Source organism: Aquamicrobium terrae (genome assembly GCF_052978165.1).
Genome location: NZ_JBRKLZ010000001.1, coordinates 3,058,610 through 3,075,406 on the forward strand (window position 1 = coordinate 3,058,610; position 16,797 = coordinate 3,075,406).

The 16,797-nt window shown below is 55.7% G+C and carries 19 protein-coding genes, 1 tRNA gene and 1 pseudogene; 7 read left to right on the forward strand and 14 right to left on the reverse strand.

Features of this window, described 5'->3' with window-relative positions; all coding sequences use genetic code 11:
- Positions 1-796: 796 nt before the first annotated feature.
- Both ACVCNR_RS15015 and ACVCNR_RS15020 read right to left on the reverse strand, forming a co-directional pair.
- Positions 797-1,093, reverse strand: a complete 297-nt coding sequence (locus tag ACVCNR_RS15015; RefSeq protein WP_447075344.1) for a hypothetical protein — start codon at positions 1,091-1,093, stop codon at positions 797-799.
- Between the two features lie 431 nt (positions 1,094-1,524).
- Entirely contained in the window at positions 1,525-1,752 is a 228-nt protein-coding gene (locus ACVCNR_RS15020) for a hypothetical protein (RefSeq protein WP_447075345.1), read from the reverse strand.
- Positions 1,753-1,950: 198 nt separating this feature from the next.
- On the opposite strand from ACVCNR_RS15020, the gene ACVCNR_RS15025 reads away from it, so the two are divergent.
- The 4 genes from ACVCNR_RS15025 (at position 1,951) to ACVCNR_RS15040 (ending at position 3,535) form a co-directional block, all read left to right on the forward strand.
- Positions 1,951-2,616: a glycoside hydrolase family 19 protein gene (locus ACVCNR_RS15025; RefSeq protein WP_447075346.1), complete on the forward strand. Its 666-nt coding sequence runs from the start codon at positions 1,951-1,953 to the stop codon at positions 2,614-2,616.
- Position 2,617: 1 nt separating this feature from the next.
- Positions 2,618-2,803 (forward strand): hypothetical protein, encoded by a 186-nt coding sequence (locus ACVCNR_RS15030; RefSeq protein WP_447075347.1) that lies wholly within the window; start codon positions 2,618-2,620, stop codon positions 2,801-2,803.
- Positions 2,800-3,066 carry a hypothetical protein gene (locus tag ACVCNR_RS15035; RefSeq protein ID WP_447075348.1) on the forward strand — a complete coding sequence of 89 codons (267 nt, stop codon included), beginning with the start codon at positions 2,800-2,802 and terminating at the stop codon, positions 3,064-3,066. The genes ACVCNR_RS15030 and ACVCNR_RS15035 overlap by 4 nt, the downstream gene beginning before the upstream one ends.
- Before the next feature lie 124 nt (positions 3,067-3,190).
- The gene (locus ACVCNR_RS15040) at positions 3,191-3,535 is read left to right on the forward strand and encodes a DUF1515 family protein (RefSeq protein WP_447075349.1); all 345 of its coding nucleotides are present in this window, start codon (positions 3,191-3,193) and stop codon (positions 3,533-3,535) included.
- Between the two features lie 59 nt (positions 3,536-3,594).
- Here the strand turns inward: ACVCNR_RS15040 and ACVCNR_RS15045 are convergent, their stop codons facing one another.
- The 7 genes and pseudogenes from ACVCNR_RS15045 to ACVCNR_RS15075 form a co-directional block, all read right to left on the reverse strand.
- The gene (locus tag ACVCNR_RS15045; protein WP_447075350.1) at positions 3,595-5,514 is read right to left on the reverse strand and encodes a glycosyltransferase family 2 protein; all 1,920 of its coding nucleotides are present in this window, start codon (positions 5,512-5,514) and stop codon (positions 3,595-3,597) included.
- Positions 5,515-5,516: 2 nt separating this feature from the next.
- Entirely contained in the window at positions 5,517-6,689 is a 1,173-nt protein-coding gene (locus ACVCNR_RS15050; protein WP_447075351.1) for a class I SAM-dependent methyltransferase, read from the reverse strand.
- A 61-nt stretch (positions 6,690-6,750) separates the two neighbouring features.
- On the reverse strand, positions 6,751-7,494 hold the full coding sequence (locus tag ACVCNR_RS15055) for an ABC transporter ATP-binding protein (RefSeq protein WP_447075352.1): 744 nt from the start codon (positions 7,492-7,494) through the stop codon (positions 6,751-6,753).
- Positions 7,495-7,498: 4 nt separating this feature from the next.
- On the reverse strand, positions 7,499-8,332 hold the full coding sequence (locus ACVCNR_RS15060) for an ABC transporter permease (RefSeq protein WP_447075353.1): 834 nt from the start codon (positions 8,330-8,332) through the stop codon (positions 7,499-7,501).
- 68 nt (positions 8,333-8,400) lie between these two features.
- Complete coding sequence (wecB, locus tag ACVCNR_RS15065) at positions 8,401-9,552, reverse strand: non-hydrolyzing UDP-N-acetylglucosamine 2-epimerase (protein ID WP_447075354.1); 1,152 nt, start codon at positions 9,550-9,552, stop codon at positions 8,401-8,403.
- A 157-nt stretch (positions 9,553-9,709) separates the two neighbouring features.
- Positions 9,710-9,847, reverse strand: a pseudogene (locus ACVCNR_RS15070) (IS256 family transposase); the annotation flags it as partial.
- Positions 9,848-9,915: 68 nt separating this feature from the next.
- Entirely contained in the window at positions 9,916-10,635 is a 720-nt protein-coding gene (locus ACVCNR_RS15075) for an outer membrane protein (protein WP_447075355.1), read from the reverse strand.
- Between the two features lie 328 nt (positions 10,636-10,963).
- Here ACVCNR_RS15075 and ACVCNR_RS15080 point away from each other — a divergent pair, with 328 nt between their 5' ends.
- Both ACVCNR_RS15080 and ACVCNR_RS15085 read left to right on the forward strand, forming a co-directional pair.
- Positions 10,964-11,605, forward strand: a complete 642-nt coding sequence (locus tag ACVCNR_RS15080; protein ID WP_447075356.1) for a hypothetical protein — start codon at positions 10,964-10,966, stop codon at positions 11,603-11,605.
- A gap of 463 nt (positions 11,606-12,068) precedes the next feature.
- On the forward strand, positions 12,069-12,566 hold the full coding sequence (locus tag ACVCNR_RS15085) for a YciE/YciF ferroxidase family protein (protein ID WP_447075357.1): 498 nt from the start codon (positions 12,069-12,071) through the stop codon (positions 12,564-12,566).
- A 69-nt stretch (positions 12,567-12,635) separates the two neighbouring features.
- Here the strand turns inward: ACVCNR_RS15085 and ACVCNR_RS15090 are convergent, their stop codons facing one another.
- A complete protein-coding gene (locus ACVCNR_RS15090; protein ID WP_447075358.1) occupies positions 12,636-12,818 on the reverse strand; it encodes a hypothetical protein in 183 nt (60 codons plus the stop codon).
- Positions 12,819-13,069: 251 nt separating this feature from the next.
- Here ACVCNR_RS15090 and ACVCNR_RS15095 point away from each other — a divergent pair, with 251 nt between their 5' ends.
- Positions 13,070-13,579: a DUF6894 family protein gene (locus ACVCNR_RS15095; RefSeq protein ID WP_447075359.1), complete on the forward strand. Its 510-nt coding sequence runs from the start codon at positions 13,070-13,072 to the stop codon at positions 13,577-13,579.
- A gap of 325 nt (positions 13,580-13,904) precedes the next feature.
- Here the strand turns inward: ACVCNR_RS15095 and ACVCNR_RS15100 are convergent, their stop codons facing one another.
- The 4 genes from ACVCNR_RS15100 to ACVCNR_RS15115 all read right to left on the reverse strand — a co-directional run bounded on the left by ACVCNR_RS15100 (position 13,905) and on the right by ACVCNR_RS15115 (position 16,674).
- Complete coding sequence (locus ACVCNR_RS15100; RefSeq protein WP_447075360.1) at positions 13,905-14,030, reverse strand: hypothetical protein; 126 nt, start codon at positions 14,028-14,030, stop codon at positions 13,905-13,907.
- 75 nt (positions 14,031-14,105) lie between these two features.
- Positions 14,106-14,744, reverse strand: coding sequence for a DUF6766 family protein (locus ACVCNR_RS15105; protein WP_447075361.1), 639 nt, complete (start codon positions 14,742-14,744; stop codon positions 14,106-14,108).
- 73 nt (positions 14,745-14,817) lie between these two features.
- On the reverse strand, positions 14,818-15,708 hold the full coding sequence (locus ACVCNR_RS15110) for a YrzE family protein (RefSeq protein WP_447075362.1): 891 nt from the start codon (positions 15,706-15,708) through the stop codon (positions 14,818-14,820).
- 889 nt (positions 15,709-16,597) lie between these two features.
- A tRNA-Pro gene (locus ACVCNR_RS15115) sits at positions 16,598-16,674 on the reverse strand.
- Positions 16,675-16,797: the final 123 nt, after the last annotated feature.

Genomic DNA, 16,797 nt, shown 5'->3' on the forward strand with positions numbered 1-16,797 from the left:
GGCCGCCCAGCCAGCAGCCGTCAGTCGGTAATTCGGACCAGGTGTGCATAGCCCTTCGCGGGCCATGTTTTCCCAACAGACTTTGGCCCACGCTGAAGCGAGTCGGGGACGTGCTCCGGCCAGCATTTCAAGCGCTTCCCGCTCTTGAGGGAAGATGTATATCATGGCTCAAAAACCCGTAGAGCCCCCACGGTTATTTAGTTTGTCAAAACTGGGGCGGGTAAAGGCGCTACGTGTAGCTTTCCACAGAAAGCCGCAAGGTTCGGGCCGACGCTCTCTGGGGTTATCCTTGGGGGATATGAGCTCGCCGGCCCTACGATCATAAAACATGATCGCACCGGCAACATAGCGATTATCAGAATATTGGCAAGGCCGGGGCCAACGCTCTATTGCGCGAGGGCAAGGGGTGCGTCAACTTTGCGGCACTAGGTCACCGCACCGGCACAATGGCCTGCAGCTCCGAATAGGCAAGTCCGCTGGACGCTAATTGGCAGGCTAACAGTGTCGGATATCCAACCACTTGTAAACCCAGGATATTGCGGCATTCATGAATGGTTCCTGGCAGGGCATGGCGATAATTATGGTCGCCACCAGCGACCCGACCACGAATGCAACAAAAATCAAAAGACGATCCGACTGCATGACGCCAGCATAGCCTGAATAGGGCGACGGGGAAGTTTGGGCCGACGCGCGCGTTGCCGGGGGCAGGAGGAAGGCGCCGGCCCTACGGCCATGGGCATGACCGCAACTACACAATAGGAAAAATCGCGCGGCGGACAAGGTGGCGGAGGCCGGCTCACATGGGTTGAGATGATGCCTTGGCCAGAATGATTGCCCTCGCAACGGCCAGGGCGAAAGTTGAACCAGAGCCGTCGATGGTCATCCCTTCGAGCGAGTACAGCCGAGCGACAAAGCTGCCGGCAGGCTGATCGACGGTGTAGTCGAGCCCCCAGCCCGGCAGAAGCATCCCAAGCAGTTCCATGGCGCAGACGGTATCGCCTACAATTGCCTCGTTGATTAGCTCAGTGATGTTTGCCGGTAGTGGATCAATAGCGCCAGCGATCTGCCGCAACTCGTGTTGGATTTCAATCATGCATCTCGCCCTTGCCATGGCCCCGATGCTGGATGATGTGACGACAGACGGGTTGTTGCGGTGAGGGAGTCAAGTCAGCCGTCAATCGCCAAAAACACACCGATAGCAATGATGATCAGCAGGAACGCAATCAGCGGCCAAAGGCGCGCGGGCGGCCCGCCATAGTCTGGTGATCTCTCGTAGCCGGTCATGTCCGGTAGCCTCTGGCGAATGCCGCGAGGGCCAGCAAGATCAGCGCTGGCGCAAGTTGTAACAACAGTTCAAGCACAACGCCCCCTCCCGACCCTTGTCCGGAGGATAGATAGCCCAAATTAGAATTATTATAAGGTGAGCCGACGCGCCGTCTCGATCCTGCCGGATAGCGCGCCGGCCCGTGCCGTCCCCCTCGAAGAACAGCCCGGGGATAATAGCCCAACCCCAGATGGTGGCAACTAGGCCGAGTGGGCCCGCGCTCCGTTCCAGGCTTCGTAGATCAGTTCCAGGTTCTCCCGCGAAAGCTTGATCGTGTAGCGGTATCTGGAATCGTCGTAGATCCCGGCCGCCTCAATGGATAGCCGTATCCCGCCATGTTCCTGATCGATCTCGGTCGGTTCGAGCGTCGACTTTCGGATCAGCTTTCTCTTGCCAGGCCTCTTGGCCGGCTCAACGTAGATTTCCATTTCCTTGCCCCCGCAAGTTTCGAAAGGGCTGGCGCACCCTTCGTTGGGGCGGAGAGCGCGCCAGCAAGCGCGGTCACTGGATGTCCGCGCAGGCAGCCTAACCCAGATATCCTCCAAGAATGTGAAATAGCTCACATTTGTTCCGCCGCCAGTCTCGGGCGCGGCGAAATCCGATCCAGACATCTGAAAGGACCGACCATGAACCTGTCGCACGGCGACGGGCGGCTGATTATTGCCGTCTGCAAGAAGCATGGCCTGCTGCGCAACCAGTGCGCCTACGTGCTGGCCACGGCCTATCACGAGACGGCCGGCACCATGAAGCCGGTGCGCGAGACGTTGGCCACTACCGACGCCAAGGCCAAAGAGCTGCTGACCAAGGCGTGGAAGGCCGGAAAGATGAAGTGGGTGACGCGCGACTACTGGTCGGGCGGGTTCTTCGGCCGGGGATATGTCCAGCTTACCCATGAGGAGAATTACCGGAAGGCAGGGCAGAAGCTCGGTATCGATCTGGTCGGCAATCCGTCGAAGGCACTGGAGCCGGCCATTGCTGCCGAAATCCTTGTGCTGGGCATGCGCGATGGCTGGTTCACCGGCAAGAAGCTGTCCGACTACATCACCCTGACCAAGAGCGACTACACGTGGGCGCGCCGCATCGTGAACGGCACGGATCGGGCTGACCTCATTGCGGGCTACGCCAAGACCTTCAACACGCTTCTGCTGGCGGAAGGCTATGGCGTGGATCGGCAATCCCCTCCGTCCGAGCCCGCGCCGCAGGCACCCACGCGCCAGCCAGCGCCAGCGCGCGGCTTCTGGGCCGTCATCCTTGCAATTTTCACCAAGCTTTTCAGCAAAGGAGGAGCCTGACATGGGACCAATCATCCGAATTGCCCTGCGCTACGGCGTGGGCGGCATCATCGGCTATGAGCTTGGCAGCCAGCTTGCCGCCGATCCCGATGTGGTGGCCCTGACCACGGTAGCGGCAACCGCCACGGTCGGCTTTGTCACCGAGGGCTTTCACCTGCTGGCCAAGCGTTGGGGCTGGCGGACATGACCGGTCTGCTCACCGCGCTCATATCCGATGCCGGCGGTTATCTGATCGCTGCCGGCATCGGCATCCTCACCATTATCGCGACGTATCTCCGCGGCCGAGCATCCGGCGCCCAGCGGGAACGGGACAGGCAGGCAGCAAAGGAGCGGGACAGCTATGCCGAGCATATCAAGGATATCGAACGGGCTGCCGCTGCTGGCCGCGCTGTGCGGCCTGACGATGGCGGGATGCAGTCAGACCCCAACAATCGCGACAACGCGCGCTGAATGCGCCGTCTGGCCGGTCGTCACCTATTCGGCCAGCAAGGACAGTGCGCAGACGATCCAGGAGGCGCGGCAGGCAAATGCAGCGAGGGATGTGTGGTGCCGGAAATAGGCGGGGACAAGAGCATTGCCGACACATAGCAACATCGAGCGCTCGCTGGGCGTCGTCATCGGCAAGCTCGATGGCATTGAGGATCGGCTGGACCGGCAGGACGAAAGCCGGGCGGCCCTTCACAGGCGGGTGGATGATCTCGTCCTGCGTCAGACCCATCAGGAGGCAGATATCGCCTCGATCAAGCATAAGGTCGAGGCCCACGAAAAGGTGACGGTCGAGGTGACGACGCTCCGCACGAAAGCGCAGGGCGCCGGCACTGCCGGCCGCTGGTTGTTGAAAATCGGGATCGGCATTGTCACCTTCGCCGGATGGTTGCTCGGGGTCTATACGTGGATGACCGGGCGGCCGCCGCCCTAGCGCGCACAGGTCTCCCAATACCATCCGACTGACACGGGATATGAAAAGTCGACCGTTTGTTATACCTGATGAAATGCGCGCACCTCGTGTGACCGCATTTCCTCTAGACGTCTGATTTGATCTCTAAGTCTGTCTATACTATCATCGAATGCTACTATTGGACCCTGTGTTGTGGCGGCAGGCGTCACCGTCACAGCGCTCTCGACGCCTGCAGAACTCGCATAATCTTCTGCCGAGGGATTTTTGCGTCTACTCACAATCGGGTTAGCTAACCGTTCTTCAGGGTTCATCACGCTCGGTTCATCCTCATGAATAAGCAGTGAGTCAGTTACAAGATACATCGAGCGCTGTTGCTCATGGAGGCGATGAGAAATTTGCTGACCAACGCCGCTGCTCGCGAGCGGGTTAGATATCCAGCGATTGAGACTGACTGGCTGAATTTCAAACTTGAGGGCTTCCAAAAATGTCCTATCGAACATCATTAGCATGTCGACCCACTGAGACTTATAGACGGCCCCTTCACCCGTTTCGATGGTTATCGGGTCGAACGCCGTCCAGCACGCAGAACCCTCGCGTTGGTCGAGGAGCAAATGCATAGCCACTTTATACTTGTCTGGGACTGCGTGCCACAACGATGCTGACTTACTGAAAAAACCTTTTACAAGCTGGACATCGTCCGCAAGATAGTAAAATAGATCAGGCTTGAGATGCACCGCTGAACGGAAAAAGCGATTTACTAATTCCCAGTAGCGCTTTTTGCCAAAGTTAGGTGAACGCGAAAGAGCGATGTGAGCGATATTTGGGTAGTCGGACGCGTCGATGTGGACAGTTTGTTCGCTCCCATCATCATGAACATGAACAGTGATGTGGAAGCCCGGAGCTTCATTGTTAATTTGATTTAGAAGGCGTTTAAGTTGGCGTGGTCGGTTGAATGTCGGAATAAAGACATGTGCCGACGGGCGAATATTGCTGGCGAATGGGCTGCCTGCAGGTGCTTCCTTCGTGACCCATCCGGCCTGTATCGCGTTCCTGACGATTTCGTTTCGCAACCGCGTATGCGAATTCGAATTATTATTCTTGAAGCTGGATACACTGTCGTTGCCGAGAGCCTTGCCATCCGTTGAACCCCAAAGCGACTTATCATCGCTGGGGTGCGGAGGGACGAAGGTTCGTATCCCACCAAACTTTTTGGCTGTGTAGGAAAGATGAATGTCTTCACCATTGTCCCAGGAATGAGGTTCTTCGAACCACATATACTTCAGGACTGCCTTTTCCATGAACCACGCGTGGCCGACCAAGTCGACCTCGACAACCGCTTCATTCGGTACCGCCCCATTCCAACCGACTTTTTGATGCGGCCGGTAAGCAGTTTGCGATTTCAGGACAATTCCAGCGCTTCCCAGGATACCGTTGTGTGTCTTTAGAGTTTCTAGGCAGTTTTCGAACCAGCGCGGACCGGGAATTGTATCGTCGTCGAAAACCGCAACGTATTTGGTCTTTGCTAGCAGCGCGAAGGCAAATCGGCTGTGAAATTTGAAGTTATGGTTACACGACGCCGTCTTGATCTCATTGATCTCCTCGAATTCAACACCGGCTCCCCCATAATTTTTCCACAGCATCACATCGGAGACGGGTACGCTCTGTTCGTTAATGGCGCGGATCTGGCGGATGAGATTTTGGGGGCGTTGGTAGCCGGTCAAAACGACCGTGATGCCTTCCGCGTCACGCACTTGGCCGCGAGCGCGCAACTCAAGATTAGCTGTGCTTTCAGTGAGAACTGCTCCTTGGTTCATCGCAAGCAGATCTGCCGCCTCGTGATAGCGCCCACGGTCATACAGTTCTTGAGCTGTACGCTCCCAATCTCCAGAGGGGTAAGTAGTATTGATGGGGTGCTTATCGTCCAAGCTATGCACTAGGCCATCCTCACCTCGAGGCGCTAGTATGCTCCGGATGTTCGACAGATACGAAGAAAACTTCATGTCTATACCTTCTCAATAGCGTTCTGAGCAGGCCCGTTAGGCTTTACCTTTGATAGAAGTGCGAGGCCTTTTTCAGAATCTCTAACCTTCTGTAACTGCATAGCGAATTCTGTTGTCCAAGCTTTTACGATGAACCGTTCATCATCTCGGTGCGCATCATCGAGCATCACTTGGCCACCTTCTTTGAGGCGCTGATAGAAAAATGGAACTGCTGGATATCTGCATCTTTTGGACGATGCCATTGGAGGGCCGTCGACGACCAGCAAATCGATCTGCTTCAGGCCTGCAACTTCGGCCGGCACATCGTACCACTGAAACCGATCACCGGCCTGAGTGGGTGAAGAGGGATCCGGAACCCATTCAGTCAGCGGAGCATGGTACGTTTTGACCCATTCCTCCAAGCCGTGACGACTTAAATGCTTTTCTGTCTGCAGCAGAAAAGCGTGATCATGGTCTAGACTAAACAGTCGGCCAGTCTGATTGCGTCTCAGTGCTGCAGCAACAACGATAGTCGAAACGCCACTGCCGAGTTCAACCACGACGGCCGGCTTCTCTTCTATGATTCGGCAATAGAGATCAATGAGAAAGTCTGGCGATGCAGCCCAGTTTCGAGTGGGTGGCAGAGGATACTCAGGCTTCAGTGCGAGAAGCAGGCTAAAAAGTGCTTCAATCTGTCTGAACTGGTTTTCGGCAAGTTTTTTGACTGCAACCTCGTATTCGGACAAGCCGCGATTTATTGTAGATGAAAAATATTCTTCTTGCTTGACTGTTGCGCCAGTCACTTCCTGTATTGCATCCCTGAGTTTATCGATCTCAAGACTCATGGTGTTTTGATTTTGCGCTAACATTCCTTCCAAGAGATCAAATTTTTTCTGAATAATTGTAGACGAAAAAGCTTCTTCTTGCTTGAGGGTTGCGACAACCATTTCCTGTATATCGGCCCTGAATTTATCGATCGCAAGACTCATGGCGTTTTGGTTTTGCGCTAACATTCCTTCCAGGAGATCGAACTTTTTCTGAATAATAGCCGTTTCAAGTTGTAGCGAAATGACGGACTGGGCAAGATTCTTATTTATGAGTTTGATCTGCTTGGTGTCCGCACTAACCTGCCATATCTGTGGTCGCATGAGCAGTTTGTTCAATGCCGCCTTTATTCGATTTTGTAACAATTTCATCGGTGCGGACTCCGAACCTGTGTTGAGTGATTTCGCTGTATTGATGCTTATAGTATGGCGATTATCGTCGCCTCCAATTATTATATTCTTTGTAGATCTCGTCGATCGGCCCGAAACCCATCACAGTGCCTTGGTCGAGCCAAAGAATCTTATTGACCCATTCCTTTAATATGCGCTCCGAGTGGCTAGCGAGCAGGAGGATCTTGGATCGGCTGATCAACTGAGTCTGCAATCCATTGATGGTCTCGCTTAGACTTGGATCTACCGTGTTAATCCATTCATCCATTATAAGGATCTCGCCGCGTACAAGCCGCAACAAGCTCATAACAAGGCGAGAATGCATTCCAGCCGAGTAGCTCCTCAGCGGAAGTTCGAAATATCCACCGAGTCCGCTGATGGATTTCAGTTCTTCTAGGCATCTTGCAATGGAGCGCTGCGGTACGCCCAAATAGAGGCATTTCAGCTCCGCATTTTGTCGGCCGGTGAGATCTGCTCGCAAGCCGGCCCCTAGCGCAAACTGAGGGCTGACAACGCCCTCAATGTTGAAAGTCCCGGCTTGGACTGCGAGCGCTCCGGCACAGAGCTTCAGCAGTGTGGTTTTGCCGGAACCGTTAGATCCCACGAGCCCAACTCGGTCACCATCCGCTAACGAGAGTGAAACGTTGCGAAGAGCTGCGATTTCTATGTAGCGATTTCCTACGATCACCTGTGCGCCTACCGCGCCACGCTCGAACTTAGCGTCAGTCGACAAAGTTCGGCGCATGAAATAGCTAACACTCACGTCGTCGAGTTGAATCTGTGCCATATCGCTATTTCAGGTTTCTGACGAACTTTTCAGATCGTTTGTAAGCGATCAAACTGACAACACATAACAGAAGTGCCATGGCGAGCGATACGAGCCAATCCAGCAGTTGAAGCGGCATCACACCAAAGGCTTGACGAAAGGTCGAGAGAAAGTAGGCAGCAGGATTGTAGCTGAGCAACACTGCTCGGACACCGGTTACAGCGCCTTCAGCTCCCCAAAAGATGGGAGAGACAAAGAACATGAAACGCACACCCACATTAAAAATGGCATCTAAATCTGGGAACAGGATCACCAGCAAGTTCACTAGGTATGAAATACCAATAGAAACGAGAGAGATAATTATCAGCAATGGTGGCAACAACAGAAAATTCCAACCAATCGCGGCTGGAGCAATAATTATAATTGCCGCGATCAGAAGAATAATATCAAGCCCGAACGTAAAAAGACGATCAATCAACAACTTCCAGAAGAGACCGACAAGTGTCAGATTGTTGTGAACAGCAAAATCGAATCTTTTCTGAATGACTGTGGTGCTTCCAGTTATCGACGCCGATATAAATGTCCAAAGGATGTACCCCGACAACACGTAGAGATAGAATTCTCCGGTTGTGATAACGTGGGCTTGGTGGAATACGAAAGCTAGCATCGCCGTGAAAAGCAGTGTTGAGAGTGGCTTCCAGAAGATGCCTAGATAGCTCGCCTGCCGCTCGGATCGTGCCTCGAGAAGACTGATGTGAAAGAAGCGAACCAGTCTCGAAAGAGATGGTCGTATCATTCGCCAAGTTTGCAATTGCTCCAACCACGCTGAATTACGCCAAGCTCGGATGCTGGCATTCAATAGGTGGAGTCAAATAGCCGAGGGAAGCCACAACCGCAATCGATTAGTGGAGACCTGGTGGCAACCGCTCACCGGTCAGGTGGACAAACCTGATCCACTGCCTGTGCGAGTATATCTAGAATGCGACTACAGGCACGGCCGTCACCGTAAGGATTGTGGGCCTTACTCATCGCCCGCCAAGCTGCTTCATCGTCCAGCAGGCTTTTGGTTTCAGCGACGATGCGCTCAACGGAAGTTCCAACCAACTTCACGGTCCCAGCCGAAACGGCCTCGGGACGCTCCGTAGTGTCGCGCATGACAAGAACAGGCTTGCCCAACGAAGGGGCCTCCTCCTGTATGCCTCCGGAGTCCGTCAGGATGATATGCGCCTTCATCATCAGCCGAACGAAGGGCAGATAATCCATGGGTTCCAAAAGGTAGATGCCCGGTACACCGGCCAGCAAACGGTTAACCGGCTCGCGCACGCTTGGATTGAGATGCACGGGATAGACGATCGCAACGTCGGGATTGGCCTTGGCGATGCTATGGAGCGCGTGGCAGATGCGCTCGAACCCATCGCCAAAACTCTCGCGGCGATGACCGGTCACCAAAATGACACGGGCTTGGCTGGGAACCGAGGCGAGGTCGGCAGAGATTTCCCCTAGAGATACCGACGGGTCGACCGAACCGGCGACATGCAGCAATGCGTCCACGACGGTATTGCCGGTCACGTGAACCGACCCGGCCGACACACCCTCTTGCAGCAGATTCGCGCGCGCAGCCTCGGTTGGGGCAAAGTGCAAAGCTGCCAACGCACCGGTCAATTTCCGGTTCGCCTCCTCCGGCCAAGGCGAATAGACATTGCCTGTCCGCAGTCCCGCCTCGACGTGTCCAACGGCAATTCTCTCGTAGTAGGCAGAAAGGGTGGCTGCCAGCGTCGTCGTCGTGTCGCCGTGAACCAGAACTATATCAGGACGCGCGTCTCGCAGAACGCCCTTCATGCCAGTCAGGATCGCGCCGGTGAGATCGGACAAATCCTGTTTCCTGCGCATCAGGTCAAGATCGAAATCAGGCCTAATGTCAAATAGATCGAGCACCTGGTCGAGCATTTCGCGATGCTGTGCCGTGACACAAACGCCTGCTTCAAACCGTTCATCTGCTGCGAGCGCCCGGATCAAGGGTGCCATCTTGATGGCTTCAGGTCTTGTCCCGACGACGCTTAATACTCGTGGCGCTCTCAAAATAGATATCCCAATTTACGTTCTGGCCCCAACCCAGACGAGGTTCCAGCATCTAGCGCGCTGCGCCACGTTTCTCAAGCTGTGAAAGTGATGATGTCCCACCGAGTGGTGTAGCTGGCGGCATTGCTTGCCGAGCTGTCCGGCATTGCCGGGTTGATCAGCGCGCCACGGCTGGCAGGCTGATGAGCGGATCATCGCTCAATTCGCCGACGCTTTCCAGCGTCATGTAACGGGCGCGTTGCACCGCCCATTCGTCGTTCTGTTCGAGCAGCGGCGCGCCGACGAGACGGACGATGACGTCATAAGAACTGAAGCCCACCGGGATAAAAAAGCCCCGCCGAAGCGGGGCTTTGTCGGTCGATCTTAGAACTTATAGTTCAGGCCGATCCGGACCGTATGAAAATTGAACTTTCGATCCAGTTTGCCGACGACGTCAGGAGCAAGCTCCTCGGTGATGAGATTTGCCTTGCCCAGATCCGTGTAGAGATATTCGCTCTTGAGAGACCAGTTGTCGGCGAAGGCATATTCGGCGCCGGCGCCCACGGTCCATCCGGCCTTGGTCTTCTTCGCGCTCAGTTCATCGCCATTAAGTCTGATGTAGCTCTTGGTCTCGCCGTAGGCCAGGCCACCGGTTGCGTAGACCAGAAGACGCTCGACTGGGGTGAAGCCGATCCGGGCACGCACGGTACCGTACCAGTTCAGCTTGGTGCCGACTTCAGCATCAAGGAGACCACCCAGGCTGATCGACGTCTGAGCATCGACGCTGGAGCCTTGGAAGTCCGTTTCAACGCCATAAACCCACTGATCCGACTGGTAATTGAAACCAGCCTGGACGCCGCCCACGAAGCCGCTGGAGCTGATATTGAGCGAGCCACTGGCAACGGTGGTTCCGCTATCAATGACGCTGACGGGGTGCTTGGCTTTGCCACCGGCATAGCCGAGATTCACGCCGATATAGCCACCGGTCCAGCTATAAATTGCCGCGCCCATCTCGGGAGCGGGCTGATAGATTGCATCCGCGGCGAACGCATTGCCAGCAACCAGCAGGCCGATTACGGCCGACAGACCAAGTACTTTTTTCATGATGTAAGCCCCTTACTAAACCCGAGGCTTTCATATCGCTAGCACGGCCCAAGAGTCTGTCACAAAAATGCAACTGTTTGCCATTTATGCGTGTAGTCGCATGCAGCTTGCCAAGCCGAAGCCACCCAGGCCTTTCGTATTTCAAGGGCTCCACGGTCCGTCCGCTGCGCCGTCAATACCAATTTTTTGGTATTGGGGCCGTCTTTGAGAGTACGTCTAAAATTCATATGTCGAGATGGCGCTTCATATGATTTTTTCTGTCAGGTAGTCGTCACGTGGCTTCTGGATCGAAAGCCACTGGCGCTGCCCACGTCATATGGGTGCGATCATGACCTCACAGGAAGAATGGCGGCAGATTGCCTACCAGCGCCATCTTGGCGAGACGGGAGCGCGGACGGGAAATATTTACAACGAAACAGGCTATCAAACCTACCTTGAACGAAAACGGGCCTCAGATAGCTTTGCGGACGCCTTTTCTTCATCGGAGGCAAATTATAAGGCATCCTCCAACTACGCTTCCGATGGGAGGCCGCTTCGCCCGAACGAGACCATCATTGTTCTGGCGGGGCTAGCGGGCTTCCTTGTTGGCTTCATAAACGGGCAAGTCGCAAGCGGGTTTGCCGCCGGCATCGTTGTTGCCGCTGGCCTGAAAGGCTTGCAACTATTCTCACGCACTCGCGCTGCTGCCCTGATGGGAACAGGGCTAGCGATTCTGATCTGCATAGGTTTCATTTCGGTGGCGGTCTATGCAGCGTGGTTGGCGGCAGGTGTGCAGGGAGCGCTTTGGGTCATTGGTACTATTCTCGGGCTGGCTGCGCTCCGAATGAGCATTCTGCGTTGGCAAGCCTTTGCCGTCACTCCATCGGGTCAACTCGTGGTCGATCGTGTGCGGCTGATCACCCGTCTCCTAGTTCTTGGAAGCATAGGCTGCGCGGCGATATGGGCATGGGCGCAGGGCTACTTTTCGTAATCTAGACGGTGTGGGCGGATTCATCTTGGTCAACGCACGGCCCATGCATCAGCTCGTCATCCGAAAGGGTGGCGGGCTTTTTTCGTATTCTTAACTAGCATTTCGTACCCCGCGCCCGCCAATGCGGGGACTGGAATGATGAGTGCGCGGTACGAAATCATCCTCGATCCTTCTAACCGCTATATGGTGTGGGATAGGCTGCGCCATATTCCGGCGGAGTGGGCCGGTGAGCTTCTGATCGGACTGAACAGCATCCATGCTTGCGCTGCGTTGAGGATGCTCAACTCTCAGGCCCGCTCCTATTCTTCTCTGGCCGTCAGGGGGAGAGAGTAAAAAAAGCGCTCGGCTTCGGCTGGCGGGCTTTTTCGCGTTTCGGGACGGAACCTTTTCCTCGGCACGGGCTTAGCTTGTACGCTCTTCACCGGGGCGTATTCCACCCGACAGAACGAGAAGGATAGCTCAAATGGCTAAAGAGAAAACGCTTGACGATCTCTTCTACGACACGCTCAGGGATATTTACTATGCCGAACGGAAGATTTTGAAGGCTCTTCCCAAAATGGCTCGTGCAGCCTCTTCTTCTGAATTGACGGCGGCTTTCGAGAAGCATCGGGATCAGACAGAAGATCACGTGGAACGCCTTCAGCAGGTATTTGAATTGTTGGGCAAGCAGGCACGAGGCAAGACCTGTCCTGCTATCGACGGAATAATCGAGGAAGGCGAGGAGATCATCGACGAATTCAAGGGCATGCCTGCTCTTGACGCTGGTCTGATTTCCGCTGCACAGGCCGTCGAGCATTATGAAATCACCCGTTATGGCACCCTCAAGCGGTGGGCGGAGGTGCTGGGCATGAACGAGGCCGTGCGCTTGCTAGATCAAACGCTCAGTGAAGAAGCCAAAACAGATGAGGACTTGACTGGGCTGGCAGACGCTTCTGCAAACCAGATGGCAAAAGCTGCCTGACGTTGCTGTCGATCCCAAAATATCCGCCGCACACCGCGGCGGATATTTAATGGCACTTTTCGGTAAGATTCAAATGTGCGCTGGATCGTCAGCTTGCAGAATGTGTCTGGCGTCTCGTTCGAGAATGGCGCCCATAACTTCCACCACCTCGCGCAAGAGCGACTGGATCTGGTTGGGATTGAGTTCTTCCACGTGGTCGGCGGCGTCCATGACCTTGAGCAAAAGGTCGACACCTCTTTGATGTAGTTGCATGCTCCCTCCAACTTGCCGCTACGCTGCTTTGCTTTTCGATTTCCCTTTGCCGCCCGCTTCTTCTTCGGTGTCTCAACGCCTTCCTTTCCGAGACTCTTGCGCAGCACCTCTCCTTCGGCGCCGGCGGCGCCTTGGTAGGCGGAAACAGCCTCAACGGCTATTGCGGGCGATTGGTTCCCGCAGCCTGGTGGCCAGGGAACAATTCATTCCGCAGGAGATTGTGTCGATACCTGATGAGTTGGAGGCTGATCATGCAAGTTCTGCGCACTGAATGCTCTGTCGTCGTCAAACCCAATGATGATGCGATGCACCTTGTCCGCTTCGTCGGACAAGGGGGCGAGTCGGTTGATGTGACGTTGGCCGCCGGTAGCGAGGCGATAGACGACGCAGAAATGGTGCAGAAAGCGGCTGCGATCATGGTCCAGGTCGCAGTATCCCTCGCCTCCAATGCTGGACAGGAGCATGAACCGAGGGACGTGGATGAGCCCTTGTCAAGATTGCAACGGTTCCGTTTTGCATATTCCGGTAAGGGGAAGGATTTTCATGAAATCCCGAACGTCGAACTCCCCAGTGTGGAGGCCGCCCAAGCTGAGGCTATACGCTCGGCGCGGGATCTATATCGGGACGTCATAAACGCTGGGCAGACGCCTTCGGGCTGGGCGGTGCGTGTTTATGATGAAAACGGCAATCAACTCTTTGAAGTAAGCTTCGAAGACGTGAATGCGACCGATCAACACAGGGAATGGCCCTCTGAACCATGATCGTGTGGGAACTGCGGCCCCACCGATTATTGAAATTCAGGCATGGTAGACGTCCATAGCCACAATCCGAAGATGGCGACCAAGATCCAGAAAAGGGAATTGACCAGCATACGCACCAAATCGCGATTATTTTCGTGTGATACACCCAACCAGTCGGCCAAGAGATCGCCGGGAGCGATCAGAAGCCAGACAATCCCCTTCAACACCTTTGCGAACACTCAATCGCCTTTCCGTTTATGAATGGGGCGCTATAGCGTCATTATCTGCAGGATCGAGACCCGCTTCACCGTGGCAGGCAGGGCTTTGCTTCCGGGCTATCCGCCAGTCATTTCTTCGGCGGCTTGGGTTTTGCTGCAGCAGGCTTCGGCTTTGAGGTCTGCAGATGTTGGCTTGCCTGGGTGCCTTTGGTGGTAAGGCTATCCTTGCCGCCGGCCTTTGTCTTGGTAGCCATGTCATTGTCTCCTATCTTGACCACCCGCGCTCCAATCAATGTCCTAAACACAGGCTGGTTCCCAGACGGGGTACCTCATGCCCCGGTTTCAGAATTTGCAGCGCCGACAGGTTTCGATTCTGGAGATCCCTTATGACGCAAGAAAATCGACAGTACGACCAAGACAGCCGTCGACATGAACTCCGATTGCCAGTTTTGGAATGACTCAAACCACAGCTGAGCCGAAAAAAGATAATCGGCAAGAGATTGCACCTCGCCCCCGTGACGCATGGCGTCCTCGTTAGTCGCTGTGAGGCTTGTCCACCAATGCAGTCCGAAAGAGATGAAAAACAGTAGAGCCAGCGTCGAACCAAGCGAATACGAGTAAAGCCATGACAGGATGGGGTTGCGTTTGCGAGCCGCGGGCGCCGTTTCGTCATTGAGGCGATTGGGGTCGTCTGGATCCCGAGATTCGGCGGAACCGCGCTGAAATAACATTGCCGTCAGCACGACATAGGCCGCCATCTGCAAGAATTCGCTTTCCCAATTTTCAAAAAGTGCTGAGAGGAATTCCCCACTCCTCATATAGGAGAATATTCCAATTGCCTCGGCGCCATGCTCGGTGAGTTGGTCGTTGTGGGCGGAATGCCCGGACAAGATCATCCCCACCGTGGTAATCAGGAACAGAGTGACCAAGGAAATGGTCAAGCCATTCTCCCTGAAGAAGCGCTTCATGGGACGATCATCCCCTCATTGAAATTTACGCGGGAACCCGGGCGTCACGCGACTGCCCGGGTTTTTTTTGAGGTCACCAGGGTCGATACCACCCTTCGAGGACAATTTGCCTGTCGCGATGATTGCCGCCCAAAGTAGCAGCATAATAGGCAGCGGCCGCGCCAATGGCCAACGCGGCGGCGGTGAGGAAGGCGGCGACGACGGATGCACGGCGGGTACGCTCGGCAGCCTCGCGCGCCTGCGCCTCGACTGCCTGGGCCTGCTCGAACAACTGGTTGACGCGAGTGGTGGCTTCCTCAGGCGGCAACCCGGTCCTCGAAGCGACCACGCTGACAAGGTAATCGCGATCCGTCGCGTCGATCTCCTCGCCGGTGGCGGCCGACAGGAGGATGCGGCCAATGGATTGCCTGTCCGCATCCGTCACCGCGGGTGCGTCCGGCCGGCCTCGCAGCGTCCTGTCGAGGAGAAGCGCGGAGGGATCGATCGCATCGGCGGCCTGTCCGGCAGCCGCGCCGACGGCGCCGGCTGCTTGGCCCACCACGTGGACGGCGCCCGTCACCCCGGACCATGCGATGCCGGCCGCGACGATCGTCGCCAGACCCCACATCACCAAGCCGTTCGAACCGTCCCTGAGATCGGACTCGGACTCGGAAGCATCGCCGACGCGCCGGCGCATCCGGCCCGTCAGGTAGCCGCCGCACAGCGACGCGGTCACCTGGACCCACAGGATCCAGAGGCCGCCGATCACCGAAATCCATAAAATCGACGACGACTGGCCCTCCTGGGCAGAGGTCATGGTCAGACCGATGGCCGAGCCAAAGGTGAGCAGGATAAAGGAAATTGCGCTGGCGACGACCACGCCGGCCAAGATTGCCGGCCAGTCGATATAAGATCGATCGGTGTCAACGGCCGTGGTTTCTTCCAGCACCACGGTCTCACCGCGCGACGATTCTGAAATAGCCATTTTCCCCTCCGATCACCGCAGACCGAGCGCAGACAGAATGAACAGGATGATGACAACGAGACCGACGAGATAAATGATACCGTGCATGGCGTGTCCTCTGATTGATGACCGATAACGTCACCGCGAGGGCATGGTTCCGCCTTATTTTGGCCATAGCCGCGCGGGCTGTTCACGCTCAGGTAGCCGCCCCTCCTAAGCAGTCACCCCGTGCGGATTCGACTACGATCACCTCAAGGCTTCGCTGGCTGCCTAGGGTAATGTAGGGCGTCAATCCATGTTTCCATATCGCGTCCGCTGGCCGCACCACCCGCCGCTGCGCTACGTTTGAATAGGCGAGCGCTGGGTGGTTGATAGGCGTGATTTGATTGCATTCGGTGAGCAGGCGGTTCGGGTCATCGCTCATGATCAGGACGGTAGGTGCGATCAAGCCTGATGGCAATGGGGCTTTGTTCCTAATTCGTTCTGGTTTATGAGGGCCGACTCGGAAGGGAGTTCAGCCATGCCACATATCCGCAAGCCCAAGAAAATACCCGATCACGTTCGGCCGTCTCTGGACTATATCGCTCGGGACTTTGCGGCAGCGGTGAGGGGCGTGATGGAGCGGCTGAAACCCTTCTGCGATGACTATCGCGCTCTTGAGGACCTGGAAGGGCAGGTCGTTGCGACGATGAACCGCCTAAACGGGCGGCCCGAGAATTTCCCGGTGATCAATGTTATGGGCTCACCAGGATTCAAGCCGGGTTCTGATCAAATCGAAACTTGCAGGCCGGCCCAACACGGGCCTGTGGCGGCGAGGAACATAAGTCGGTAGGCGCTTTCTGCCAACGGTTTCAGGTGGGGTTTCAGGGTGGGAGGATTAAGGCAAGTGGTCGGGAACCCTTGAATATACTGGTCGGAGTGGCAGGATTTGAACCTGCGACCCCATCGTCCCGAACGATGTGCGCTACCAGGCTGCGCTACACTCCGTGACCAGTCGCCGGGCTTATAGCGCCGCGATTCTGTTCCTGCAAGCGTCAATGACACGACAATTTGCGCGTTTTCGATGATTGTTTGTGCAAGGGCCGGGAAGGTGCGAGGATAACCCCCTTT